Genomic DNA, 24,117 nt, shown 5'->3' with positions numbered 1-24,117 from the left:
TGTTGTTATGCATGCAAGTCTGGTGCTTGCGCTGCATGGATTCTAATCAGAGGGAATCCCTTCGCAGGTAACGAAGGGACGTGCAAATGTCACGACATGGTTACACAGGCGCAGGACTGGATAACCGCGCCAGGGCTGACGCCATGCTGGGTGCCAGGGGCAGGCGCGGAATCAGGACCGCCTGCCAGGCGTGATACAGGTCCGGCTTGCCCGGCCAGATATCGGCGCTGGGGCAATTTTGCGGATCGAGTTCGTGATGCCAGCTGCCGTTGCAGCGGTCGATGAAATGTTTGTCACAGAACTCCCAGAATCGCCGGTACCAGGCTTCGTACTTCGCCTCGTCGGTGCGCTTGAGCAAGGCGCTGGCAGCGGCCGCCGCTTCAGCGTGAACCCAATGCAGGCGATGACGAACCACGGCGCGGTTATCCCAACCCAGGGTGTAGACAATGCCCGGCGCACCATCGACGCCCCACGCATGACGGCAGTTCTGGTCGAAGAGTTTCTGTGCGTCCTGGGCCAACCAACCCGGGGTCAACATGCCGATCTGCACGCGTGCCGCTTCAAGGTGCAGCAGCAGTCGCGCCCATTCGAAACCGTGGCCAGGGGTGGTGCCGTAGGGACGGAAACCATCGGCAGGGTTGTCCTGGTTGTATTCGCGCAACGGCTGCCAGTGGCGATCGAAATGCTCCACCACCAGGTAGTCGTTGGCGGCGGCATGGCCGTGGATCACCCGTTCGACGATGTGCAGCGCGCGGGCCAGCCAGCGTGGGTCGTCGGTGACATCGGCCAGGGCGAGGAAGGCTTCGGTGGCGTGCATGTTGCTGTTGGCGCCGCGATAGGCCTCTTCCTCACTCCAGTCGCGGTTGAAGGATTCGCGCAGCGCGCCCTCTTCTTCGCTCCAGAAATGCTCATCGATGATCCGCACCGCTTCGTCCAGCAACGCCTGGGCGCCGGGACGCTGGGCCACCACTGCGGAACTGGCCGCCAGGGCAACGAATGCATGCAGGTAGGCCGCCTTGCCCGCGCCGTCTTCATCAGGCCGCGTCGTGGCAAACCAGCCACCGTGCTCGGCGTCGCGCAAGGGGCCGCTCAGCGCCTGGACACCGTGGTCCACCAGCTCGGCAAACCCCGGCAAGCCCTGGATGTGGGCCATGGCGAAGCTGTGGGTCATGCGCGCAGTGTTCATGGTCTCGGCCCGGGCATCGGCCGGCAGGTGGCCGCGCTCGTCCAGGTTGCCAAAGCCGTCCGCCAGCTTCGACGCCTTGGCGAACGCCAGCAGCCGCAAGCCTTCGTCGGCAAGCCATTGCTGGTGGGCAGGGGCGTTCAGCCAACTGCTGAAGGCCGGTAGGAAGGTGTCCATTGGTGGTACCTTTTTTGTTGTTTTGACGCAGGGAGTCTAAACAAGGGATGGCGAGGGGCAGGTAACGAAAGGGGCGAGTTATGTCACCGTGTTGTGACATTTACCTGGGAGATGGGGTGAGGCTACAGGCGCCATCGTCGGAACGCCGCCCGGAGCAAGCTCGCTCCCACAGTGGATCTTCGGCGTTCACAAAACCCCTGTGGGAGCGAGCTTGCTCGCGATGAACGATAACGCGGTCTGATCAATCCACACTGCGAGGCAACTGCAACGTCACCCGCAATCCACCCTCACGCAGATTTTGCAGGCTCACTTCGCCACCATGGCTGTGGGCGATGTTGCGGGCGATGCCCAGGCCCAGGCCATAACCCTGCTGTTGCCCGGCGAGGCGGAAGTGCGGTTCGAAGACTTGCTCCAGGCGCTGTTCCGGCACGCCGGGGCCTTCGTCGTCGACGTGCAGGATGAACGCGGTTTCATCGTCGTCGATGTGCAGGTGGGCGTTCTGGCCATACTTCAAGGCGTTGTCGATCAGATTGCCGATACAGCGCTTGAGAGCCAACGGCTTGCCAGGATACGGCGCCAGCGCCCGGCCATCCTGGGTCACCCGACCGTTGCCGTTGGGCGCCAGGTAGGGTTCGACCAGGCAATCGAGCACATGGTTGAGGTCCACCGGCTCGATGTTTTCGTGGATGTCGGTGTCCTTGACGCATTGCAGCGCGCCTTTGACCAACAGCTCCAGCTCATCCAGGTCACGACCGAACTTGGCCTGCAGGTTCTCGTCCTCCAGCAACTCGACCCGCAATCGCAAGCGGGTGATCGGTGTGCGCAAGTCGTGGGAAATCGCGCTGAACAACTGGCTGCGTTCCGTCAGGTAACGGCTGATGCGTTCGCGCATGGCATTGAACGCCCGCCCCACCTCCACCACTTCGCTGCCGCCGCCCTCGGCCACCGGTTCCACCTCGGCGCCCAGGGACATGTCCCGCGCGGCCCGGGCCAAACGCTTGAGCGGTCGGCTCTGCCAGTGCACCAGCAAACCGATGAACAGCAACAACAAGCTGCTGGTGAGCACGATGAAACCGACCTGTTGCTTGGGCAGGTCCTGCTCTTCAAGGCTGGTGTAGGGTTCGGGCAGCAGCGAGGCGATGTACAGCCATTCCCCCGGCGCCATCTGGATCTGCGTGACCAGCACCGGCGGGTTCACCGGTTCCAGGGTCAAGGCGTAGTGAGCCCACGAACGGGGCAGTTCATCGAGCTTGAGCCCAGCGTTGAAAATTCGCAGGTCGTCGGGGCTGACAAAATTTACCGAGATGTCGGCGTTACTGCCCAACGACCGGCGCAGCACATCGTCCACCGCCTTGAGCACCGCCAGTTTACGCGGCGTGATCGGCAGCACATCCATGCCCAGGGGCTTGTCGTTGAGGGTCACGACAAACCGCGTACCGCCCATGCTGCGCAACTGGTCCAGCACCAATGGCCGGTACGCCACCGGCAGCGAACGCAAATAACTGACGCTGGCGGTCATCGAGTGGGCCAGGCTACGGGCACTGGTGACCAGGCCTTCAAGCTGGGTGGCGCGCAGTTGCGAGACCCAGATCAGGCTGGACAAGGTCTGGGCGAACAGCACCACCAGCAAGGTCAGCAGCAGCATCCGTCCCAGCAACGAGCGCGGTACCGGTACCCGTCGGGCGACTTTTTTGATCCAGTCAATGACCATTGCTGGCAACCACACTGGCCGCCAGTTGATAACCGCTGCCACGCACTGTGCGAATCAGCCGTGGCGGCTTGTCGGTGTCACGCAGGCGCTGGCGCAGGCGACTGACTGCCATGTCGACGATCCGGTCCAGGGGCATCAGCTCGCGACCGCGGGTCGCATTGCCGATGGTGTCGCGGTCGAGGATTTCCTGGGGATGATCGAGAAACAACTTGAGCAGGGCGAAATCGGCACCGGAGAGAATCACTTCTTCACCGTCGGTGTGAAACAGCCGATGGCTGACCATGTCCAGCCGCCATTCATCGAAGGCCAGCACTTCACCCCCGGCGCGCTCCTGGCCGAATTGCGCCCGACGCAGCAGCGCCTTGATGCGCGCCTGCAATTCCCGTGGGCTGAAAGGCTTGCCCAGGTAATCATCGGCGCCCAGTTCAAGACCAATGACCCGGTCGGCCTCGTCGGAACTGGCGGTGAGCATGATGATCGGCACATGGGCCTGGCGCGGGTGCTGGCGAACCCAGCGGCACAGGCTGAAGCCGTCCTCATCAGGCAGCATCACATCAAGGATCACCAGGTCGCTCGGTGCATCGTTCAGCGCCTGGCGAAACCCGGCGCCGTCGGGCGTGGTCCGCACCTGGAAACCCGCACGGCTGAGGTAGGTGTCCAGCAGTTCGCGAATCTCCTGGTCGTCGTCGACCAACAAAATCGATTTGTTCACTGAACTCACGAGCCTCGTCCTTGTTGTTTGGATGGGGGCGATTATGCCTGATGGATGAGGACTACAAACACACCACAAAACCTTTGTGGGAGCGAGCTTGCTCGCGATAGCGATGTATCAGCCAGCATCAATGGCGACTGACACTCCACTATCGCGAGCAAGCTCGCTCCCACAGGGGATCACATTTCAAACTGGAATCGACTGCTCCAACGCCACACCCGCACCCATCAGGCCGGGGTACGGCGCAGTCACCAGCCAGACCGGTATGTCCTTGAAGTAATCGCTCATGCAGCCCTTGTCGGCGAAGCAACGGGCGAAACCACTTTCGAGGAAGAAATCGGCAAACCGCGGGACCACGCCACCGACGATGTAGACACCGCCGCGCCCGCCCAGCGTCAATACATTGTTGCCGGCCACGCGCCCCAGCCAGCGGCAGAACTGCTCGAGCACTTCCAGGGCAATGGGGTCGCCAGCCAGGCCGGCGGCGGTGATGGATTCGGGGGTGTCGAGCACCGGCACATGGCCGTCCACCGCGCAAATGGCCCGGTACACCCGAGGCAACCCGCTGCCACTCAGCGCGGTTTCGGCGCTGACGTGGCCGATCTCGTTGTAGATGTGCTGCCACAGCTGGGTTTCCCGCGGGCTGCTCATGGGCAGGTCGACATGGCCGCCCTCTCCCGGCAACGCCGCGAAACGGCCTTCGCCCAAGTCCAGCAACGTACCAACACCCAGCCCGGTACCCGGGCCGATCACCACTGCCGGGCGCAACGGCTCCGGGGTGCCTTCGCATACGACCCGGTACTCATCGGGACGCAAGCAAGTCATGCCCAGGGCCATGGCCGAGAAGTCGTTGACCAGCAACAGCTTCTCCACTTGCAAGGTCTGGCAGAACGCCAGGTTGCTCAGGCGCCAGTGATTGTTGGTAAAGCGAAACTCATCGCCGCTCACGGGACCGGCCACCGACAGGCACACCGAACCGATGGCGCCCGGCTTCAGGCCCAGGCCACTCAGGTACACCTGAATGGCATCTTCCGGGCAGGCATAATCCGCCGTTGCCAGCACCTGGATGTTTTCCAGGGTGTGGTTTTTCCACAGCGCAAAGCGTGCGTTGGTCCCACCGATGTCACCGACCAAAGCCAGTTTCAATTAAGCGTCTCCAGGGCAGAAGTGAAGGCGCTGGCGCCCTGCTCCGCCGAGCTGAAGGCCATGCGCATGAAACCGAACAGCTCGCGACCGGTGCCGATGTTGTTGCCCAACAGGCCCTTGGCCGGCGTGCGCGCGGCGAATTCCTCGGCGTCCACCTTCAATTCCAAGGTGCCTTTGACGCCATCGACACGAATGATATCGCCCTCCTGCACCCGGGCCAACGCACCACCGACATAAGCTTCGGGACTGACATGAATGGCCGCCGGGATTTTCCCCGACGCGCCGGACATGCGCCCGTCGGTCACCAGTGCCACTTTGAAGCCACGGTCCTGCAATACGCCGAGGAACGGCGTCATCTTGTGCAGCTCGGGCATGCCGTTGGAGCGCGGCCCCTGGAAGCGCATCACCGCGACGAAGTCTTTCTCCAGCAGGCCGGCCTTGAACGCATCGGCCAGGTCCTGTTGATCCTGGAAGACCATGGCCGGCGCTTCGACGACCTGGTTTTCCAGGGCCACAGCCGAAACCTTCATCACGCCACGGCCCAGGTTGCCTTCCATCACCCGCAGGCCGCCCTCAGGCGAGAACGCACGGGCCACCGGGCGCAGGATGTTTTCGTCGAGGCTTTCGATCGGGCCGTCGCGCCATACCAGCTCGCCGTCCTCGAGGAACGGTTCCTGGGTGTAGCGGCTCAGGCCGTGACCGAGCACGGTGTTGACGTTTTCGTGGAGCAAACCGGCTTCCAGCAATTCACGGATCAGGAACGACATGCCGCCCGCCGCCTGGAAGTGGTTGATGTCGGCCTTGCCGTTCGGGTAGACGTGGCTCAGGGTCGGCACTACCTCGGAGAGGTCGGCCATGTCCTGCCAGGTCAGTTGGATGCCCGCCGCCATGGCGATGGCCGGCATGTGCAGGGTGTGGTTGGTGGAGCCACCGGTGGCGTGCAGCGCAACGATGGAGTTGACCAGCGAGCGTTCGTCGACGATTTCGCCGATGGGCATGAAGTTGCCGCTTTGCTTGGTCATCCGCGTGACCTGGAACGCCGCTTCACGAGTCAGTGCATCGCGCAACGGCGTGTTCGGGTTGACGAACGAGGCGCCCGGCAAGTGCAGGCCCATCACTTCCATCAACAATTGGTTGGTGTTGGCGGTGCCGTAGAAGGTACAGGTGCCCGGGCTGTGGTAGGACTTCATCTCCGATTCCAACAGCTCTTCGCGGGTGGCCTTGCCTTCGGCATAGCGCTGGCGAACGTCGGCTTTTTCCTTGTTGGAAATGCCCGAGACCATTGGCCCGCCTGGCACGAAGATCGTCGGCAAATGACCGAAGCGCAGCGCGCCCATCATCAGGCCCGGGACGATCTTGTCGCAGATGCCGAGCATCAGTGCGCCGTCAAACATGTTGTGGGACAGCGCCACCGCCGTGGAGAGCGCGATCACTTCACGGCTCGGCAGGCTCAGTTCCATCCCCGCCTCGCCCTGGGTCACGCCGTCGCACATCGCTGGCGTGCCACCGGCGAACTGGCCGACCGAGCCGATCTCGCGCAGGGCTTTCTTGATCTGTTCCGGGAAGGTTTCGTAGGGCTGGTGGGCCGAGAGCATGTCGTTATAGGACGACACGATGGCGATGTTGGCGGCGTTCATCATCCGCAGGTGATGCTTGTCTTCGGTGCCGCAACCAGCCACGCCGTGAGCGAAGTTGGCGCACTGCAGCTTGCCGCGCATCGGCCCGTCGCTGGCTGCACCGTGGATCAATGCAAGGTAAGCCTGACGCGTGGCGCGGCTGCGGGCGATAAGCCGTTCGGTGACCTCAAGAACGCGGGGATGCATGTGTAGAACTCCAGGCTAACGGGTGTGGCGACCTGATTGTCTATGCTGATCAAAAGCCCGCTGCACGCTGTGTAAAAAGCGAGGCGACAGACAGTTTCTTGACCATTCGGACCAGTTGACTCAGGTCACTCGTTGTAGATAAAACAAAATATTGCCACTAAAAAGGCTTGTTTTCTATTTTTATGCGAATAATCTTGTAATTCCAACAACAAATCGACGGCGGCGCAGTTAATGACTCTTCGAATCGCAATTAATGGTTTTGGCCGCATCGGCCGCAACGTCCTCCGTGCACTGTATACCCAAGGCTATCGTCGCGACCTGCAGATCGTCGCCATCAACGACCTGGGTGACAGTGCAATCAATGCTCATCTGCTCAAGTTCGACACCGTCCACGGCACGTTCGATGCCGACGTGCAGCACGATCACGAAAGCCTGACGGTCAATGGCGACCGCATCTCGGTCAGCGCCATCCGCAACCCGGCCGAACTGCCTTGGGCGGCTGAAAAAATCGACGTCGTGTTCGAATGCACCGGCCTGTTCACCGATCGCTCCAAGGCCGCCGCGCATATCAGCGCCGGCGCCCGCAAGGTGATCATCTCGGCCCCGGCCAAGGGCGCCGATGCCACCGTCGTGTACGGCGTGAACCACGATATCCTGCGCCAGTCCCACCAGATCATCTCCAACGCTTCGTGCACCACCAACTGCCTGGCCCCAGTGGCCCAGGTGCTGCACCGCGAGTTGGGCATCGAAAGCGGCCTGATGACCACCATCCATGCCTACACCAACGACCAGAACCTGACCGACGTCTACCACAGCGACCCGTACCGCGCCCGTTCGGCGACCCAGAACATGATCCCGAGCAAGACCGGTGCCGCCGAAGCGGTGGGCCTGGTGCTGCCGGAACTGGCGGGCAAGCTGACCGGCATGGCGGTGCGTGTACCGGTGATCAACGTGTCCCTGGTCGACCTGACCGTGCAACTCAAGCGCGAAGCATCGGCCGAAGAAGTCAACGAACTGCTGCGCCACGCCAGCCAGCATTCGAAGATCCTCGGCTACAACACCCTGCCGCTGGTCTCCAGTGACTTCAACCACAACCCGCTGTCGTCGATCTTCGACGCCAACCACACCAAGGCCAGCGGCAAGCTGCTCAAGGTACTGGCCTGGTATGACAACGAATGGGGCTTCTCCAACCGTATGCTGGATAACTGCCTGGCGTTGTGTAACGCCGAATAACTGACTGCTGGCCAATGTGGAGCGAGCCTGTAAGAGCAAACCTTGGGAGCAGGCCAGTGGGAGCAAAGCTTGCTCGCGATGACACCGTCACATGCAGCAACTGTGCAGGCTTTGAGAACGCTATCGCGAGCAAGCTTTGCTCCCACAGGTTTGCCCCAAGGTTTGCTCCTAACATGGGCTCGGCGTGATGAAATGAAGGCTTGACCTGTCAATTAGATGATAAGCATTATCATCTACTCGAACCAGATCGGGCCCTACCGTGAGTCAATCACGCTTTCATCACGTCTTCCTCGCCCAGCGCACACCGCTGCTGCGCACTCTCGAGCGCATGGTCAGCAACCCCAGTACCGCCGAAGACCTGCTCCAGGAAACCTACCTGCGCGTCACCCGCGCCTTGGGCGAACGCACGGTCGAGCACCTCGAACCCTTTGTTTTCCAGACTGCCCGCAACCTGGCGCTGGACCATCTGCGTGCCCGGCGCATCCAGTCGCGGACCTTGCTCGATGACGTACCGCCGGAGGTCGTCCACAACGTCGTCGCCCCCCAGAGCAGTGCCGAGGACGCCGCCCATGCCCAGCAACTGCTCGAACGCCTGAACGTCAGCCTCCAGGCCCTGGGTTCGCGACAGCAGCAGATCTTCATTCTCAGCCGCCTGCATGGCCACAGTTACCAGCAAATCGCCGAACGCCTGGGCGTGTCCCTGAGCACCGTGCAAAAGGAACTGAAACTGATCATGGCGATCTGTGTGGGTGTGGCTGAACGTAGCCACGGCGAGCAGTGACCCGCTCCACGCTTCAGGCCATAAGCTGCGCACACGCTTGCCACTTGCTGCGTACAGCTTGTAGCTTGAGCCCGTGCCGCTAATACCGAGAACCCACTGTGATGGACAATCACCGCTCTGCCGAGCCCACTGCGACGCCGGAAACCGCCCATGCCATGGAGCAGGCGCTGGACTGGCTGATCCTGCTGGACAACCCCAGCGAGGAACAGACTCGGCAGTTCCACGCCTGGCTGGCGGCCGATCCGCGCCACGGCGAGGCGTTCGCCCGAGCCCAGGCGATCTGGAACGGCCCGCAGGTGATGGAAAGTGCCCGCCAACTTGAAGCCGCGCCCAAGGTTACCGCGCTGTCGCGTCTGCGCGCCCACTGGAAACCCCTGGCCACTGCCGCCGTGCTGTTTCTCGGCCTGTTCAACTTCAGCGACCTGCCCCTGCGCTTGCAGGCCGACCACCTGACCGTAGTCGGTGAGCGCCAGCGCTTGCAGTTGGAGGACGGCTCCAAGGTCCTGCTCAACACCGATTCGGCCTTCTCCAGCACGTTCAACGAGCAGCGGCATGTGGCGCGCCTGTACAAGGGCGAGGCGTTTTTCGAGGTCCCGGGCAACCGTAGCCTGCCGCTGGAAATCGATGCCGGCCCGGTCATGGCCAGCGTCAGCGACACCACGTTCGCCGTGCGTTACCTCGACGGCGTGGCCCAGGTCCAGGTGCAGCGCGGCGACGTGGACCTGCGGGCCACCCGCAACGACGCCCATGTGCGGCTATCAGCTGGCGAAAGCATCCGCATCGGCCCCAACGGCTTCGACCGCCCGGCCCGGCTCGAGGCCAACACTGACCTGGCCTGGGTCCAGGGTCGGCTGGTGTTCGAAAACCGGCCACTGAGCCAGGTACTGGCCGAGCTGCGACGCTATTACCCCGGCTGGATCATCAACAGTAACGAACAATTGGCCAACGTCGCGGTGACCGGCAATTACCGCCTCGACCAGCCGCTGGACGTGGTCCGTTCGCTGGCCCACATCACCTCGGCGCGGCTCCAGGAGTTCCCGGCGCTGGTGATCCTGAACTAAATGAGAATTATTTTTACTCGATAGGCTCCGCTGATTCGTCTCGTTATAGCCAATGCAATTGATTCGCATCCAGCGATGTGGATCTGCACCTATAACAGATGCGACACGGAGCGCTATCGATGTCCTCTCGCCTTACTTGCCGGTTTCTTGCCCCCTCTTGCACGCTGTCACTGCTCACCGCCGCCCTGCTGATGGCCGGCACCGCGCCGCTCGCCCTGGCCGCCACCACCGTGCAACCCGCTGCACGCAACATGGGCGACTACACCTTTGCCATCGCCCGGCAGCCACTGGTCTCGGCGCTGAATGCATTCTCTGCGGCCACCGGCTGGCAGGTCGGGATGCCCGCGGAACTGGCCGCAGGCCTCGCCTCGCCAGGGGTGAACGGCTCGCTGCCACCTGAAAAAGCCCTGGAGCGCCTGTTGGTGGGGACCAACCTGAGCTACCGCAAGCTGGGCGACAACAGCATCGTCCTGGAAAAACGCAGTGCCGGCAGCGCGCTGGAGTTGCAACAGGTGACCATCAGCGCCACCCGCCAGGAACAGGACATCACCAGCGTACCGAGCACGGTCACCGTCCACGACCGCCAGGAACTGGACCGCAACAACATCAATACCCTCAAGGACCTGGTGCGCTATGAGCCGGGTGTATCGGTGGGCGGCGCGGGCCAGCGCGGCGGTATCAGCGGCTACAACATCCGCGGCATCGACGGCAACCGGATCCTGACCCAGGTCGACGGCGTGGAAATTCCCGGCGGCTTCTTCAATGGCCCCTACGCCAAGACCCAGCGCAACTACGTCGACCCGGAAATCATCAAGCGCGTGGAAATCCTGCGCGGTCCGGCCTCGGTGCTGTACGGCAGCAATGCCATTGGCGGTGCCGTCAGCTACTTCACCCTGGATCCGGACGACATCATCAAGCCAGGCGAGGACGTTGGCGCCCGCCTGAAGACCGGCTACAGCTCCGCCGACGAGAGCTGGCTCAAGTCCGCCACCGTCGCTGGCCGTAGCGGGCAGTTCGACGGCCTGTTGCACTACAGCCAGCGCGACGGTCATGAAACCGAATCCTACGGCAGCCACAACGGCACCGGCCTGGACCGCACCGCCGCCAACCCCCAAGACGTGCGCGCCAACAACGTGCTGGCCAAGCTCGGCTGGAACTACAGCGATGACTCACGCCTTGGCCTGATCTACGAGAAATACAAGGACGACCGCGACAGCGACCTGAAAAGCGCCTATGGCGGCCCCTATTCCAACGGCCGCCCCACGATCCCCATCTCCATGCTGCCCGGCGGCATGTACCAGTGGCGCACCGGCAACGACACCATCACCCGCGAGCGTTTCGGCCTGGAGCACAGTTTCGCCCTCGACAGCCTGCTGGCCGATCACATGAAGTGGAGCCTGAATCACCAGGTCGCCAAGACCGACCAGAGCACCGCCGAATTCTACTTCCCGATCACCCGCCAGGTCCTGCGCACCCGGGAGACCCTCTATGAAGAGAAACAGTGGGTCTTCGACGCGCAACTGGACAAGGCCTTCAGCGTCGCCGACACCGATCACGCGCTGACTTACGGCACCACCCTCAAGCAGCAGAAAGTCACCGGCTCGCGCAGCGGCAATGGCGTGTGCCTGGCGGTTGGCGTCGGTTGCTCCGCGGTAGGCGCCATCAGCACCCGGGACGTGCTGGCAAAAGCCAGTGATTTCCCGGACCCGACCATCAACACCTACAGCCTGTTCGCCCAGGACCAGATCAGTTGGGACAAATGGACCTTCACGCCAGGCCTGCGCTACGACTACACCCGGCTCAAGCCGCACCTGACCGAGGAATTCCTCAACACCGTAGACCCTACCGGCGGCGGTGCAGTCAGCGGCAAGAACAAGACCTGGCATCGCGTCTCACCGAAGTTCGGCGTGACCTACGCCCTGAGCGATGAGTACACCGGGTACGGCCAGTACGCCGAAGGTTTCCGCACCCCGACCGCCAAGGCTCTCTATGGCCGCTTCGAGAACACCGACCCTGGCTATAGCGTAGAACCCAACCCCGATCTGGAACCGGAAAAAAGCAAGAGCTACGAGACCGGCCTGCGCGGCCGTTTCGATTCCGGCTCGTTCGACGTGGCGGTGTTCTACAACAAGTACCGCGACTTCATCAACGAAGATGCCATCACCCCCGGCGCCGACCAGCTGACCTTCCAGAGCAACAACATCAAGCACGCCACCATCAAGGGCGCCGAGGCCAGGGGACGCCTGGAGCTGGAGGTGCTGGGCGCGCCAAAGGGCCTCTACACCCAAGGTTCGGTGGCCTACCTCTATGGTCGCAACAACGACACCGGCGAGCCGCTCAACAGCATCAACCCGCTGACCGGTGTGTTCGGCCTGGGCTACGACCAGGATCGCTACGGCACCTTGCTCAGTTGGACCCTGGTCAAGAAAAAGGACCGCGTCGACGACAGCAACTTCAACTCGCCCGATGGCGTGAGCGGCCAGTTCAAGACGCCGGGCTTCGGCATCCTCGACCTGAGCGGTTTCTACAAGGTGACCGACGACCTCACCGTCAGCGGCGGCCTCTACAACCTCACCGACAAGAAGTACTGGCTGTGGGATGACGTGCGCGGCTACGACAGCGTTGGCGAGGCGGCGGTGCTGAGCCCTGCCAACCTCGATCGCCTGACGGCGCCGGGGCGTAACTTCGCGGTGAACCTGATCTGGGATATCTGACTCGGTTGCCCAGGCCAAACAAATACCCGTAGTGAGGAGAGTCATGTGGGAGCAAGGCTTGCCCGCGATGCAGGCGATGCGGTCTTTCAGAGATCGAGGCGCCTGTTTCGCGAGCAAGCTTTGCTCCCACAGCCCCTCGCCACAATGTACCAACTCGAAGGAATTGTTCATGACCACACAACGCCCCGCTTCACGCTCCCAACGCCTGAACCAGATCACCCACGAGCCCCACAGCCGGCTCGACGCGCTGGTCAAGGCCCACGCCCCGTTCGAAACCCCGGCCAGCTTCGCCCGTTTCGTTGTCGCCCAGTACCTGTTCCAGTCGGAACTGGTGGCGCTGTACAGCGACGCCGAACTGGCCGCCCTGATCCCCGACCTCCCGGCCCGGTGCCGGGCAGAAGCGGCCAAGGCGGACCTGGCCGACCTGGACACCGAAGTCCCTGCGCCAGTGGCCGGTGCGGTGAAAAGCCCGACCCAGGCCGAAGCCCTGGGCTGGCTGTTCGTCTGCGAAGGCTCCAAGCTCGGCGCCGCGTTCTTGATCAAGCGTGCCGTGGGCCTGGGGTTGAGCGAGACCTTCGGCGCCCGGCACCTGGCAGAACCTGCCGGTGGGCGCGCCCAAGGCTGGAAATCCTTCACCCGCACCCTCGACGGCCTGGCCTTCACCGAACAGCAGGAAGCCGAGGCGGACAAAGGCGCGCTGGATGCGTTCAACCGGTTTACGGTGCTGCTGGAACAGGCCTATGCGGCCGAGTTGGCCTGACTCACACCACTCCCACAGGAGATTTAGGGTGGATGCCGATATTCAGTCACCCAGAAACCAGCGTGGGAGCGAGCTTGCTCGCGATAGCGTCAGCACAGCCGACATCAATGCCAACTGACCCACCGCCATCGCGAGCAAGCTCGCTCCCACTGGAATTGTGCATGACTGAAAAACGCTGATGAACCGCCCCTCGAAAATCACCCAACTGCTCTTCGCCCTGCTCGCCTACACCAGCCTGGGCATCGGCCTGATCGCCATCGTCGTGCCTGGCTTGCCGACGACCGAGTTCATCCTGTTGGCCGCCTGGGCCGCGACTCGCAGTTCGCCGCGCCTGAGCGCCTGGCTGGAGAACCATCGCCTGTTCGGGCCGATGCTGCACAACTGGCGCAACGGCAAGGTCATTCCGCGCCGGGCCAAGGTCGGTGCCACCACCAGCATGCTGCTCTGCGCAGGCTTGATGCTGATGCTGCTCGACCACGCCTGGCCGGCTTACCTCGCGCTCGCCGGCATGGGCCTGGGCAACCTGTGGATCTGGTCACGCCCGGAACAGGTGCAGGGCTCTTGCTCCCGCTGGGCCGCAAAACGGCCCCCAGCGGATTTTTGATCTATGATCGCCCTCTCGTACTGGAGGGCTTTCGATGTCAGATCTGCTCACGTCCATGCAAACCGCTCTCGGCTTGCCCACGACCCCGATCACCTTCACTGGCGATGGCGCGCTGCCCTCGGCCTTCGCCGTCACGGAGCTGGCCAGCGCCAGCATCGCCGTTGCCGGCCAGGCGACCACCGAACTCATCCAGCAACAAACCGCTCGCCTGCCGCCTGTCGAGGTCGACCGGCGCCTGGCGTCGTTCTGGTTCTCCACTTCCCTGCGCCCCATCGGCTGGAGCGTGCCGCCGATGTGGGACCCGGTGGCCGGCGACTACGCCAGCGCCGACGGCTGGATTCGCCTGCACACCAACGCACCGCATCATCGCCTTGCGGCGGAAAAAGTCCTCGGCACCTGCACCGACCGCGCTGACATGGCGGCCAGGGTGGCCCGATGGAACAAGGCCGAGCTGGAACAGGCGGTGGTGGACGCCGGCGGTTGCGCCGCCGAGATGCGTTCGTGGCAAGCGTGGCAGGTCCATCCCCAAGGCCAGGTGGTGAACGCCGAGCCGCTGGTGCACCTGAGTGAAACGCCTGGAGAGCAGCGCAAACCCTGGCTCGGCTCCGTGACCCAGCCACTGGCGGGCCTCAAGGTGCTGGACCTGACCCGCGTGCTGGCCGGCCCCGTCGCCAGCCGCTTCCTCGCCGGCCTGGGGGCCGACGTGCTGCGCATCGACCCGCCGACCTGGAACGAACCCGGCGTGGTGCCGGAAGTCACCCTGGGCAAACGCTGCGCCCGCCTCGACTTGCATCGGGCCGAAGATCGCGCGGCATTCGAGGCACTGCTCAAGGACACCGACATCCTCCTGCACGGCTACCGTGCCGACGCCCTGGAACGCCTGGGCTACGGCGCCGAGCAGCGCCGGCAGATAGCCCCGGGCCTGATCGACGTCAGCCTCAATGCCTACGGCTGGAGCGGCCCGTGGCAGAACCGGCGCGGCTTCGACAGCCTGGTGCAGATGAGCAGCGGCATCGCCGAAGCCGGCATGGGCTGGAAACACACCGACAAACCGACACCGCTGCCGGTGCAAGCGCTGGATCACGGCACCGGCTATCTGCTGGCGGCCAGCGTCCTGGTGCTGTTGTCCCGAAGCCTGGCAAACGGTCACGGCGGCTCGGCACGCATGTCACTGGCACGCACGGCGAAACTGTTGATCGAACGTGGCGCAGGGGACTCGACCCCATTGCGAGCCGAGGCCGTGGATGATCAGGGCCTGGTGGTCGAACAGACGCCGTGGGGACCGGCCCATCGCCTGCAGGTGCCCTTGAAAATCACCGGGACGCCGCTGCAATGGAGCTTGCCAGCGGCGGAACTGGGCGCGCATCGGGCACGGTGGTGACGCTCACTATCGGTTAAAAAATGCCCTTTGTGGGAGCTTGCTCCCGCTGGGCTCTGTAGGAGCTGGCGAAGCCTGCGATCTTTTGATCTTGATCTTTCGCTGGAGATTCAAGTGTCAGGGGAAAGATCGCAGCCTCGTTGCACTCGACAGCTCCTACAGCCGCGCCCCAGCGGGAGCAAGCTCCCTCGCCACAAGAGTCCGCCTCGACAACGTGGTAGCCTCACAACGCCAAAAACCCACTGTACAACCCATACGCCGCGACGCCCGCCCCTGACATCACGCAAGCAAAAATCCCCTTTTCCACATGGGTGAACAAGGGCTGTCCCTGTTCCCGCTTGGCCTGGGCAAACAGGATCACCCCGGGGGCATACAACAGCGCCGACAACAGCAGGTATTTCACGCCTCCGGCATACAGCAGCCACACCGCGTAGCACAGCGCGACGCCACCGATGCACAGGTCTTTCATCCGCCGCGCCGAGCCCTGTTCATAGGTTTCCCCCCGGGCGCAAAGCAGCACCGCATAGGCTGCCGACCACAGGTACGGCACCAGGATCATCGACGAGGCGAGGTAGATCAGGCTGGTGTAGGTGCCTGCGGAAAACAGAGTGATCAGCAAAAACAGCTGGATCATGCCATTGGTCAGCCACAGCGCGTTGACCGGCGCATGATTGGTATTTTCCTTGGTCAGGAACGCCGGCATGGTCTTGTCCCGGGCGGTGGCGTAGAGGATTTCAGCGCACAACAGCGCCCAGGACAGCAAGGCTCCCAACAGTGAAACCGCCAGCCCCAGGCTGATCAGCAACGCGCCCCAAGGCCCGACAATGTGCTCCAGGACGCCGGCCAGGGACGGGTTCTGCAACTGCGCCAGTTCCGGCTGGCTCATGACCCCCAGGGACAACACATTCACCAGCACCAGCAGCGCCAATACCCCGAGGAACCCGATCACCGTCGCACGCCCTACGTCCGCACGTCGTTCTGCCCGTGCCGAATAGACGCTGGCGCCTTCGATGCCGATGAACACGAACACCGTCACCAGCATCATGTGCCGCACCTGGTCCATCACACTGCCCAGGTCCGGACTCATCGCGCCCCAGATATCGCGGGTGAAAACCTCGGCCTTGAAGGCCACGGCGGCCATGACCACGAACATCAACAGCGGCACGACCTTGGCCACGGTGGTCACCAGGTTGATGAACGCCGCTTCCTTGATCCCGCGCAACACCAGGAAATGCACCGCCCACAGCAACAACGACGCACAGCCGATGGCCACCGGCGTATTGCCTTGGCCGAACGCCGGGAAGAAGTAGCCCAAGGTACTGAACAGCAGCACGAAGTAACCGACATTGCCCATCCAGGCGCTGATCCAGTAGCCCCAGGCAGACGAGAAGCCGATGTAGTCGCCGAACCCGGCCTTGGCATAGGCGTACACGCCCGAGTCCAATTCCGGCTTGCGATTGGCCAGGGTCTGGAACACGAAGGCCAGGGTCAGCATGCCGACGGCGGTAATCGACCAGCCGATCAGCACCGCACCGACATCGGCCCGAGCCGCCATGTTTTGCGGCAGGGAAAAGATCCCGCCGCCGATCATTGACCCCACCACCAGTGCGATCAGTGCGCCCAGTGGCAACTTTTCAATCGGCTGCGGCATTTTTTCTCACTATTAAATTAAGTAAATAAAGCGACATAACGTTTTTGAATAACGTCATCTCCACAAAGTCCAAAGGCTTATGACTCGGCCATTCTCCAAGGCCCTAATTAAAAAGACCATGACACCCCATTATTATTGTCACGAACGCAGCCTACAAAATAGTTGCGACTCAGTGGCAATCAACTAGCGTGAATATTCCTGCGGCAAGAAAACCTTCACAAACCCTTTGCCAAAGGCCCTGAAACGGGCCTTTCGAGCAACTTCAAGACGCCAACGGGCGGTGTTAACTCCTTCATTAACAATGGAATGTTGTCATGCACTGATCCAGATCAGATATTCAATTTTCGAATCGACTTAGTCTGTTGACTCTCTTCTCCTGCACTGGAGTCTCGCAAATGTCTGATACGCCCGGAAAACTTCGATTGGGTGCGCTGGTTGCAATGGTGGTCGGCTCAATGATCGGCGGGGGAATCTTTTCCTTGCCACAAAACATGGCGGCCAGTGCCGATGTCGGTGCCGTGCTGATCGGCTGGGCCATCACCGCCGTCGGCATGCTGACCCTGGCCTTCGTGTTCCAGACCCTGGCCAACCGCAAACCCGACCTGGATGGCGGGGTGTATGCCTACGCCAAGGCCGGGTTCGGCGACTACATGGGGTTCTCATCCGCGTGGGGTTACTGGATCAGCGCCTGGCTGGGCAACGTCGGCTACTTCGTGTTGTTGTTCAGCACCTTGGGCTACTTCTTCCCGGTGTTTGGTGAAGGTAATACCGTCGCAGCGGTGATCGGCTCATCGGTGCTGCTGTGGGCCGTGCACTTCCTGGTATTGCGAGGCATCAAGGAAGCAGCATTCATCAACCTGGTGACGACCATCGCCAAGGTCGTACCGCTGGTATTGTTTGTGCTGATCGCCGTATTCGCGTTCAAGCTCGATATTTTCACCGCTGATATCTGGGGCCTGAAAAATCCGGACCTGGGCAGCGTGATGACCCAAGTGCGGCACATGATGCTGGTCACCGTGTGGGTGTTCATCGGCATCGAGGGCGCAAGTATTTTTTCCGCCCGCGCCGAGAAGCGCACCGACGTGGGCAAGGCCACCGTCATCGGCTTCATCACCGTGCTGCTGTTCCTGGTGCTGGTGAACGTGCTGTCCCTGGGCATCATGACCCAGCCTGAACTGGCGAAGTTGCAGAACCCGTCCATGGCCGCCGTGCTGGAGCATGTCGTGGGGCACTGGGGCGCGGTGCTGATCAGCGTCGGCCTGATCATCTCGCTGCTCGGCGCCCTGCTGTCCTGGGTATTGCTGTGCGCCGAGATCATGTTCGCCGCCGCCAAAGACCACACCATGCCCGAGTTCCTGCGCCGGGAGAATGCCAACCACGTACCGGCCAACGCCCTGTGGCTGACCAACGCGATGGTCCAGGTGTTTCTGGTCATCACCCTGTTCTCGGCCAGCACCTACCTGTCACTGATCTACCTCGCCACCTCGATGATCCTGGTGCCGTACCTGTGGTCGGCGGCCTACGCCGTGCTGCTGGCGGTGCGCGGCGAGACCTACGAAGGCTTCGCGGCCGAGCGGCGCAAGGACCTGGCCATCGGCGCCATCGCCCTGATCTATGCGGTGTGGCTGCTGTATGCCGGCGGGATCAAGTACCTGCTGCTCTCCGCCCTGCTCTATGCCCCCGGCGCGATCCTGTTCGCCAAGGCCAAGCGCGAGCTGGGCAAACCGATTTTCACCGCTGTCGAGAAGCTGATTTTCGCCGCAGTGATCGCAGGCGCCCTGGTGGCGGCCTACGGGCTCTACGACGGCTTCCTGACCTTGTAGTTGGCTGATTGTTCTAACTGGAGGATTTGTAATGACCACGGAAAAAGTGAAATACGGCGTGCACTCCGAAGCCGGCAAATTACGTAAAGTCATGGTGTGTTCCCCAGGCCTGGCCCACCAGCGGCTGACCCCGAACAACTGCGACGAGCTGCTGTTCGACGATGTGATCTGGGTCAACCAGGCCAAGCGCGACCATTTCGATTTCGTCACCAAGATGCGCGAGCGCGACATCGACGTGCTGGAAATGCACAACCTGCTGACCGACATCGTCGCCATCCCCGAAGCCCTGGACTGGATCCTGCAACGCAAGATCACCGCCAACTCGGTGGGCCTGGGCCTGGTGAATGAAGTCGGTTCGTGGCTGCGCAGCCTGGAGCCGCGCCATATCGCCGAATTCCTGATCGGCGGCGTCTCGGCCGATGACCTGCCGGACAGCTTCGGTGGCAAGACCATCCAGATGTTCCGCGACTTCCTCGGGCATTCCAGTTTTATCCTGCCGCCGCTGCCCAACACCCAGTTCACCCGCGACACCACCTGTTGGATCTATGGCGGCGTGACCCTGAACCCGATGTATTGGCCGGCGCGCCGCCAGGAAACCCTGCTGGCCAGCGCCATCTACAAATTCCACCCCGAGTTCACCCAGGCTGACTTCCAGGTCTGGTACGGCGACCCGGACCAGGATCACGGCAGCGCCACCCTCGAAGGCGGTGACGTGATGCCCATTGGCAACGGCGTGGTGCTGATCGGCATGGGCGAACGCTCGTCCCGCCAGGCCATCGGCCAACTGGCGCTGAACCTGTTCAAGAACAAGGCCGTGGAGCGGGTGATCGTCGCCGGCTTGCCGAAATCCCGCGCGGCCATGCACCTGGACACCGTGTTCAGCTTCTGCGACCGCGACCTGGTCACGATTTTCCCGGAAGTGGTGAGCCAGATCGTCGCCTTCTCCCTGCGCCCTGACGAGAGCAAACCCGGCGGCATCGACGTGCGCCGCGAGGACAGCAGCTTCCTCGACACCGTGGCCGCGGCCCTCAAGCTGCCGGCACTGCGGGTGGTGGAAACCGGCGGCAACAGCTTCGCCGCCGAACGCGAACAATGGGACGACGGTAACAACGTGGTGGCCGTGGAGCCGGGCGTGGTGATCGGCTACGACCGCAACACCTACACCAACACCCTGCTGCGCAAGGCCGGTGTGGAAGTCATCACCATCAGTGCCAGCGAACTGGGCCGGGGCCGTGGCGGTGGTCACTGCATGACCTGCCCGATCATCCGTGACCCGATCGATTACTAACCTTTGAGCCTGGGCCGGCACCGCTCTGCATCCCACGGCAGAGACCGGCCCCGGGGATAACCTACACCTGAGGAGATCCACATCATGGCGTTCAACATGCGCAACCGCAGCCTGCTGAGTCTGATGCACCACACCAACCGCGAGCTGCACTTTTTGCTGGACCTGTCCCGCGACCTCAAGCGTGCCAAGTACACCGGCACCGAACAGCAGCACCTCAAGGGCAAGAACATCGCGCTGATCTTCGAGAAGACCTCGACCCGCACCCGCTGCGCCTTCGAAGTCGCGGCCCATGACCAGGGCGCCCACGTCACCTACATCGACCCGGTGTCGTCGCAGATCGGGCACAAGGAAAGCATGAAAGACACCGCCCGGGTCCTGGGGCGGATGTTCGACGCCATCGAATACCGAGGCTTCGAACAGGAGATCGTCGAGGAACTGGCCAAGTTCGCCGGGGTGCCGGTGTTCAACGGCCTGACCGCCGAATTCCACCCCACCCAAATGATCGCCGACACCCTGACCATGCGCGAACACAGCGACAAGCCGCTGCATGACATCAGCTATGCCTACCTGGGCGATGCCCGCTACAACATGGGCAATTCGCTGTTGATGATCGGCGCCAAACTGGGCATGGACGTGCGCATCGGCGCGCCGAAAGCCTTGTGGCCGCATCAGGACTTCATCGACCAGTGCCAGGCCTTCGCCGCCGAAAGTGGCGCACGCCTCACCATCACCGAAGACCCTAAGGAAGCCGTCAAGGGCGTGGACTTCATCCACACCGACATCTGGGTGTCCATGGGCGAGCCAGTGGAAGCCTGGGATGAGCGCATCGAGCAATTGCTGCCCTACCAGGTCAATGCGCAAATGATGAAAGCCTCGGGCAACCCGCGGGTGAAGTTCATGCACTGCCTGCCGGCGTTCCATAACAGCGAAACCAAGGTCGGCAAGGACATCGCCGCCCGTTATCCGAACCTGGCCAATGGCGTGGAAGTGACCGAGGACGTGTTCGAATCGCCGGCCAACATCGCCTTCGAGCAAGCGGAAAACCGCATGCACACCATCAAGGCGATCCTGGTGTCGGCGTTGGCGGATATCTAGGACCTCGGAGCAGAACTGTGGGAGCAAGGCTTGCCCGCGATGCAGGCACCTCGGTGTAGCTGATGGATCGAGGCGATGCCATCGCGGGCAAGCCTTGCTCCCACAGGTCAGCTCTCACAGGTCTTGCTCCCACAGCCTTGCTTCCACAAGGGAACAGCATTGTTCGTTCCATTTTTGAAAGGACAGCACCATGCGTATCGTCGTTGCCCTGGGCGGTAACGCCCTCCTGCGTCGGGGTGAACCCATGACCGCAGACAATCAACGCATCAACATCCGCACCGCGACCGAACAGATCGCGAAAATCCACCCTGGCAACCAACTGGTCATCGCCCACGGCAACGGCCCGCAGGTCGGCCTGCTGTCGTTGCAGGCGGCGGCCTACACCTCGGTCGCGCCGTATCCGCTGGACGTGCTCGGCGCCGAAACCGAAGGCATGATCGGCTACATCATCGAACAGGAACTGGGCAATCTGCTGGACTTCGAAGTCCCCTTCGCCACGCTGCTGACCCAGGTTGAAGTGGACGGCAACGACCCGGCCTTCCAAAAACCCACCAAGCCCATCGGCCCGGTCTACAGCCAGGAAGAGGCGCAAAAACTGGCTGCCGAAAAAGGCTGGGCCATCGCCCCCGACGGCGACAAGTTCCGTCGCGTGGTCGCAAGCCCCAGGCCCAAGCGCATCTTTGAAATCCGCCCGATCAAATGGCTGCTGGAAAAGGGCAGCATCGTGATCTGTGCCGGCGGTGGCGGCATCCCGACGATGTACGACGCCGACGGCAAGCTGCAAGGCGTGGAAGCAGTAATCGACAAGGACCTGTGCTCGGCGCTGCTGGCCGAACAGCTGGAAAGCGATCTGCTGGTGATCGCCACCGACGTCAACGCCGCGTTCATCGACTTCGGCAAGCCGACTCAGAAAGCCATTGCCCAGGCCCACCCCGACGACATGGAAAAGCTCGGCTTCGCCGCCGGCTCCATGGGGCCGAAGGTGCAGGCGGCCTGCGAATTCGCGCGCAACACTGGCAAGGTCGCGGTGATCGGGTCGCTGTCGGACATCGATGCTATCGTCCAGGGCACTGCCGGTACGCGCATCAGCACAGCGACACCTGGCATCACTTATCGATAACAGGAAACTTGCGGGGCGGATCCAGGGTCTGCCCTACTCCCCATGCCTTCGAAGGAGAGTTGCTTATGGCCATGTTCGAACCCGGACACCTGCACATGGAGCGCCATGCGCTGAACAAGGACGATTTCAGCTACAACCTGTGCATCGACTACAAGGTCGACCAGGACGGCAAGGAAGGCACGGGCATGTCGTTCCGGGTGCATGGCAGCGTCGAAGACAAGTCACTGGACGAGACATTCTTCCTGGCCAAGGACCAGGCCTTCGATTTCGCCCGCCACGCCACGCGCATCGCCCAGAAGTATGGCTTGCCCAAGACCGCCAGCATCGGCTCGATGCACAAGTACTACGACGAAATGTTCGAAGACGTGCGCAAGCAACTGGACGTCAAGCCGGGCGACCCGATGAAGCCAGAACACCTGGCGTAACTGACTGGGAAACACTGCCAGTTCCTGACATACAGCGAACCTGTGGCGAGGGAGCTTGCTCCCGCTCGGTTGCGCAGCGACCGCAACATTTTTGGGCCGCTGCGCAGCCCAGCGGGAGCAAGCTCCCTCGCCACAATGAAGCAGGGCTTCAGCCCTTGGGAGGCTGGGTCCTACTGGGGAATATCAGTGTTCTGAATATCGGGTTACACACAAAGCCTGCCCGGCTGGCAACTCGCCACGGCTGACCTATTCTGAAAGTAGTACCCCCGGGTATTCGTTCAGAGGTCACCGCCATGAACATTAAAACAAGAAGACGCCTCGCCATTTTTGTCACCTGCGCCGCGACGCTCGCGCTATACGGCACTGCGGCCTACCGGGTCGAGCAGGCCAGGCAACTGCCCCGTGAATACGCCAGTTGCAACTTCGAACGGTGCATCCCCCACAGCGCAACCCTGAACGCCCTGCGCTGAGGCGTGGTCAGTCGTCCTGTTGATCGGTCTTGAGCCGGTCCCGGAACGCCTTGGGCGAGATGCCCACGCGCCGGCGGAACAGCCGGGTGAAGTTGGTCGGGTCGGAAAACCCGAGCATTTCGGAAATCTCGTAGATGGTCATGCCGGTGTAGGTCAGCAGGCGCTTGGCTTCCAGCAACTGGCGCTCATGCATGATCTGCAACGCCGGTTGCCCCGCCAGCTCCCGGCAGGTGCCGTTGAGGTGCGACACGGAAATGCCCAGGCGGTGGGCCAGGTCTTCGACCTTGACGTGCTCGCGATAGGTTTCTTCCACCAACTGAATGAAGCCGTTGAGGTATTCCCGGGCCCGTTGCGGGCGCTGGGCCTGGGTGTGTCGCTGCATCACCTGGCGGCTGACCCAGACCATGATCACGCTGACCAGCGCGTGCATCAGCATTTCCCGCGCCGGTTGATGCCCCACGTACTCATTCTGCAAGGCGCTGAACAGGCTGTTGAGGTACTCGGCATTCTCAAGGGCGGGGTAGCTTTCGGCCTGGGCCAGGACGTTGACCGAATGCCCCAGTTGCGCTTGCAGGTGCGTGACCAGCGGCGCCGCCAGGGTCACCACGTAACCTTCCACATCCTCGGAAAAACGAAAGCCATGGACCGACAGCGGCGGCAGGATCTGCACGGCCGGCTCGGTGAGCAGCGTGTGCCGGCCCTCGATTTCCAGTTCCGCCTGGCCCTTGAAGACAAACAACAACTGGCACAGATCAGCATGCCGATGAGGCTTGATTTCCCATTGATGCTCGCGGCTGCGCTTGGAGATGGTCTCGCAGTGCAACAAGTCCGGCGTCGGCCATTCCTGGCTCTCGCCATAGAGCTTGAACACCGGGATCGGAGGCAGGTCAGGTTTTTTCATAACGTGGATCCGGGCCTGGGGTTGCGGGCGATAATCGCACCAATTGGCGAAAAGAACAGGT

The 24,117-nt window shown here is 62.4% G+C and carries 20 protein-coding genes; 13 read left to right on the top strand and 7 right to left on the bottom strand.

The window, feature by feature from the left end:
• Positions 1 to 100: 100 nt before the first annotated feature.
• The 5 genes from AB4Z20_RS14795 to edd all read right to left on the bottom strand — a co-directional run bounded on the left by AB4Z20_RS14795 (position 101) and on the right by edd (position 6,752).
• Complete coding sequence (locus tag AB4Z20_RS14795; protein WP_320390008.1) at positions 101 to 1,360, bottom strand: D-mannose isomerase; 1,260 nt, start codon at positions 1,358 to 1,360, stop codon at positions 101 to 103.
• Between the two features lie 241 nt (positions 1,361 to 1,601).
• Positions 1,602 to 3,071, bottom strand: a complete 1,470-nt coding sequence (locus AB4Z20_RS14790) for an ATP-binding protein (protein WP_253472073.1) — start codon at positions 3,069 to 3,071, stop codon at positions 1,602 to 1,604.
• Positions 3,061 to 3,792 carry a response regulator gene (locus tag AB4Z20_RS14785; protein WP_014336913.1) on the bottom strand — a complete coding sequence of 244 codons (732 nt, stop codon included), beginning with the start codon at positions 3,790 to 3,792 and terminating at the stop codon, positions 3,061 to 3,063. The genes AB4Z20_RS14790 and AB4Z20_RS14785 overlap by 11 nt, the downstream gene beginning before the upstream one ends.
• Positions 3,793 to 3,969: 177 nt before the next feature.
• Positions 3,970 to 4,929, bottom strand: coding sequence for a glucokinase (locus tag AB4Z20_RS14780; RefSeq protein WP_442090157.1), 960 nt, complete (start codon positions 4,927 to 4,929; stop codon positions 3,970 to 3,972).
• A complete protein-coding gene (edd, locus tag AB4Z20_RS14775; protein WP_214511638.1) occupies positions 4,926 to 6,752 on the bottom strand; it encodes a phosphogluconate dehydratase in 1,827 nt (608 codons plus the stop codon). The genes AB4Z20_RS14780 and edd overlap by 4 nt, the downstream gene beginning before the upstream one ends.
• Positions 6,753 to 6,983: 231 nt before the next feature.
• Between edd and gap the strand changes: the two genes are divergently transcribed.
• The 7 genes from gap (at position 6,984) to AB4Z20_RS14740 (ending at position 15,286) form a co-directional block, all read left to right on the top strand.
• Complete coding sequence (gene gap / locus AB4Z20_RS14770) at positions 6,984 to 7,985, top strand: type I glyceraldehyde-3-phosphate dehydrogenase (RefSeq protein WP_003198523.1); 1,002 nt, start codon at positions 6,984 to 6,986, stop codon at positions 7,983 to 7,985.
• Between the two features lie 259 nt (positions 7,986 to 8,244).
• On the top strand, positions 8,245 to 8,766 hold the full coding sequence (locus AB4Z20_RS14765) for an RNA polymerase sigma factor (protein ID WP_253472062.1): 522 nt from the start codon (positions 8,245 to 8,247) through the stop codon (positions 8,764 to 8,766).
• 98 nt (positions 8,767 to 8,864) lie between these two features.
• Entirely contained in the window at positions 8,865 to 9,827 is a 963-nt protein-coding gene (locus AB4Z20_RS14760) for a FecR family protein (protein ID WP_320390006.1), read from the top strand.
• A gap of 119 nt (positions 9,828 to 9,946) precedes the next feature.
• A complete protein-coding gene (locus AB4Z20_RS14755; protein ID WP_320390005.1) occupies positions 9,947 to 12,541 on the top strand; it encodes a TonB-dependent receptor in 2,595 nt (864 codons plus the stop codon).
• A 169-nt stretch (positions 12,542 to 12,710) separates the two neighbouring features.
• Positions 12,711 to 13,301, top strand: a complete 591-nt coding sequence (locus AB4Z20_RS14750; protein ID WP_442090156.1) for a biliverdin-producing heme oxygenase — start codon at positions 12,711 to 12,713, stop codon at positions 13,299 to 13,301.
• Between the two features lie 178 nt (positions 13,302 to 13,479).
• Positions 13,480 to 13,905: a YbaN family protein gene (locus tag AB4Z20_RS14745; protein WP_442090155.1), complete on the top strand. Its 426-nt coding sequence runs from the start codon at positions 13,480 to 13,482 to the stop codon at positions 13,903 to 13,905.
• 34 nt (positions 13,906 to 13,939) lie between these two features.
• A complete protein-coding gene (locus AB4Z20_RS14740; protein ID WP_442090154.1) occupies positions 13,940 to 15,286 on the top strand; it encodes a CoA transferase in 1,347 nt (448 codons plus the stop codon).
• Positions 15,287 to 15,506: 220 nt separating this feature from the next.
• Here the strand turns inward: AB4Z20_RS14740 and arcD (AB4Z20_RS14735) are convergent, their stop codons facing one another.
• Positions 15,507 to 16,934 (bottom strand): arginine-ornithine antiporter, encoded by a 1,428-nt coding sequence (gene arcD, locus AB4Z20_RS14735; protein ID WP_442090153.1) that lies wholly within the window; start codon positions 16,932 to 16,934, stop codon positions 15,507 to 15,509.
• A gap of 395 nt (positions 16,935 to 17,329) precedes the next feature.
• Between arcD (AB4Z20_RS14735) and arcD (AB4Z20_RS14730) the strand changes: the two genes are divergently transcribed.
• The 6 genes from arcD (AB4Z20_RS14730) (at position 17,330) to AB4Z20_RS14705 (ending at position 23,155) form a co-directional block, all read left to right on the top strand.
• The gene (gene arcD, locus AB4Z20_RS14730) at positions 17,330 to 18,757 is read left to right on the top strand and encodes an arginine-ornithine antiporter (protein ID WP_442090152.1); all 1,428 of its coding nucleotides are present in this window, start codon (positions 17,330 to 17,332) and stop codon (positions 18,755 to 18,757) included.
• 31 nt (positions 18,758 to 18,788) lie between these two features.
• Positions 18,789 to 20,045, top strand: a complete 1,257-nt coding sequence (gene arcA / locus AB4Z20_RS14725) for an arginine deiminase (protein ID WP_214511630.1) — start codon at positions 18,789 to 18,791, stop codon at positions 20,043 to 20,045.
• Positions 20,046 to 20,129: 84 nt separating this feature from the next.
• Positions 20,130 to 21,140, top strand: a complete 1,011-nt coding sequence (locus AB4Z20_RS14720) for an ornithine carbamoyltransferase (RefSeq protein WP_258690487.1) — start codon at positions 20,130 to 20,132, stop codon at positions 21,138 to 21,140.
• 190 nt (positions 21,141 to 21,330) lie between these two features.
• Complete coding sequence (arcC, locus tag AB4Z20_RS14715; RefSeq protein ID WP_253472046.1) at positions 21,331 to 22,260, top strand: carbamate kinase; 930 nt, start codon at positions 21,331 to 21,333, stop codon at positions 22,258 to 22,260.
• Positions 22,261 to 22,325: 65 nt separating this feature from the next.
• Positions 22,326 to 22,685, top strand: a complete 360-nt coding sequence (locus tag AB4Z20_RS14710; RefSeq protein WP_253472044.1) for a DUF5064 family protein — start codon at positions 22,326 to 22,328, stop codon at positions 22,683 to 22,685.
• Positions 22,686 to 22,978: 293 nt separating this feature from the next.
• Positions 22,979 to 23,155 (top strand): hypothetical protein, encoded by a 177-nt coding sequence (locus tag AB4Z20_RS14705; protein ID WP_162843733.1) that lies wholly within the window; start codon positions 22,979 to 22,981, stop codon positions 23,153 to 23,155.
• A 7-nt stretch (positions 23,156 to 23,162) separates the two neighbouring features.
• On the opposite strand, the gene AB4Z20_RS14700 is transcribed toward AB4Z20_RS14705, so the two are convergent.
• The gene (locus AB4Z20_RS14700) at positions 23,163 to 24,056 is read right to left on the bottom strand and encodes a helix-turn-helix domain-containing protein (protein ID WP_253472042.1); all 894 of its coding nucleotides are present in this window, start codon (positions 24,054 to 24,056) and stop codon (positions 23,163 to 23,165) included.
• Between the last annotated feature and the right edge of the window lie 61 nt (positions 24,057 to 24,117).

The sequence above is a fragment of the Pseudomonas sp. KB_12 genome, from assembly GCF_052114545.1.
In the GTDB taxonomy this organism is placed as follows: Bacteria; Pseudomonadota; Gammaproteobacteria; order Pseudomonadales; family Pseudomonadaceae; genus Aquipseudomonas; species Aquipseudomonas brassicacearum.
Note: the sequence above shows the minus strand (reverse complement) of the source record. Positions and strands in the feature narration are given on the sequence as shown.

What these genes read in the sequence shown, in the direction of transcription:
- AB4Z20_RS14795 (WP_320390008.1), bottom strand. Translation starts at nt 1,360, where the DNA reads ATGGACACCTTCCTACCGGCCTTCAGCAGTTGGCTGAACGCCCCTGCC.
- AB4Z20_RS14790 (WP_253472073.1), bottom strand. Translation starts at nt 3,071, where the DNA reads ATGGTCATTGACTGGATCAAAAAAGTCGCCCGACGGGTACCGGTACCG.
- edd (WP_214511638.1), bottom strand. Translation starts at nt 6,752, where the DNA reads ATGCATCCCCGCGTTCTTGAGGTCACCGAACGGCTTATCGCCCGCAGC.
- gap (WP_003198523.1), top strand. Translation starts at nt 6,984, where the DNA reads ATGACTCTTCGAATCGCAATTAATGGTTTTGGCCGCATCGGCCGCAAC.
- AB4Z20_RS14755 (WP_320390005.1), top strand. Translation starts at nt 9,947, where the DNA reads ATGTCCTCTCGCCTTACTTGCCGGTTTCTTGCCCCCTCTTGCACGCTG.
- AB4Z20_RS14750 (WP_442090156.1), top strand. Translation starts at nt 12,711, where the DNA reads ATGACCACACAACGCCCCGCTTCACGCTCCCAACGCCTGAACCAGATC.
- AB4Z20_RS14745 (WP_442090155.1), top strand. Translation starts at nt 13,480, where the DNA reads ATGAACCGCCCCTCGAAAATCACCCAACTGCTCTTCGCCCTGCTCGCC.
- AB4Z20_RS14740 (WP_442090154.1), top strand. Translation starts at nt 13,940, where the DNA reads ATGTCAGATCTGCTCACGTCCATGCAAACCGCTCTCGGCTTGCCCACG.
- arcD (WP_442090153.1), bottom strand. Translation starts at nt 16,934, where the DNA reads ATGCCGCAGCCGATTGAAAAGTTGCCACTGGGCGCACTGATCGCACTG.
- arcD (WP_442090152.1), top strand. Translation starts at nt 17,330, where the DNA reads ATGTCTGATACGCCCGGAAAACTTCGATTGGGTGCGCTGGTTGCAATG.
- arcA (WP_214511630.1), top strand. Translation starts at nt 18,789, where the DNA reads ATGACCACGGAAAAAGTGAAATACGGCGTGCACTCCGAAGCCGGCAAA.
- AB4Z20_RS14720 (WP_258690487.1), top strand. Translation starts at nt 20,130, where the DNA reads ATGGCGTTCAACATGCGCAACCGCAGCCTGCTGAGTCTGATGCACCAC.
- arcC (WP_253472046.1), top strand. Translation starts at nt 21,331, where the DNA reads ATGCGTATCGTCGTTGCCCTGGGCGGTAACGCCCTCCTGCGTCGGGGT.
- AB4Z20_RS14710 (WP_253472044.1), top strand. Translation starts at nt 22,326, where the DNA reads ATGGCCATGTTCGAACCCGGACACCTGCACATGGAGCGCCATGCGCTG.
- AB4Z20_RS14705 (WP_162843733.1), top strand. Translation starts at nt 22,979, where the DNA reads ATGAACATTAAAACAAGAAGACGCCTCGCCATTTTTGTCACCTGCGCC.
- AB4Z20_RS14700 (WP_253472042.1), bottom strand. Translation starts at nt 24,056, where the DNA reads ATGAAAAAACCTGACCTGCCTCCGATCCCGGTGTTCAAGCTCTATGGC.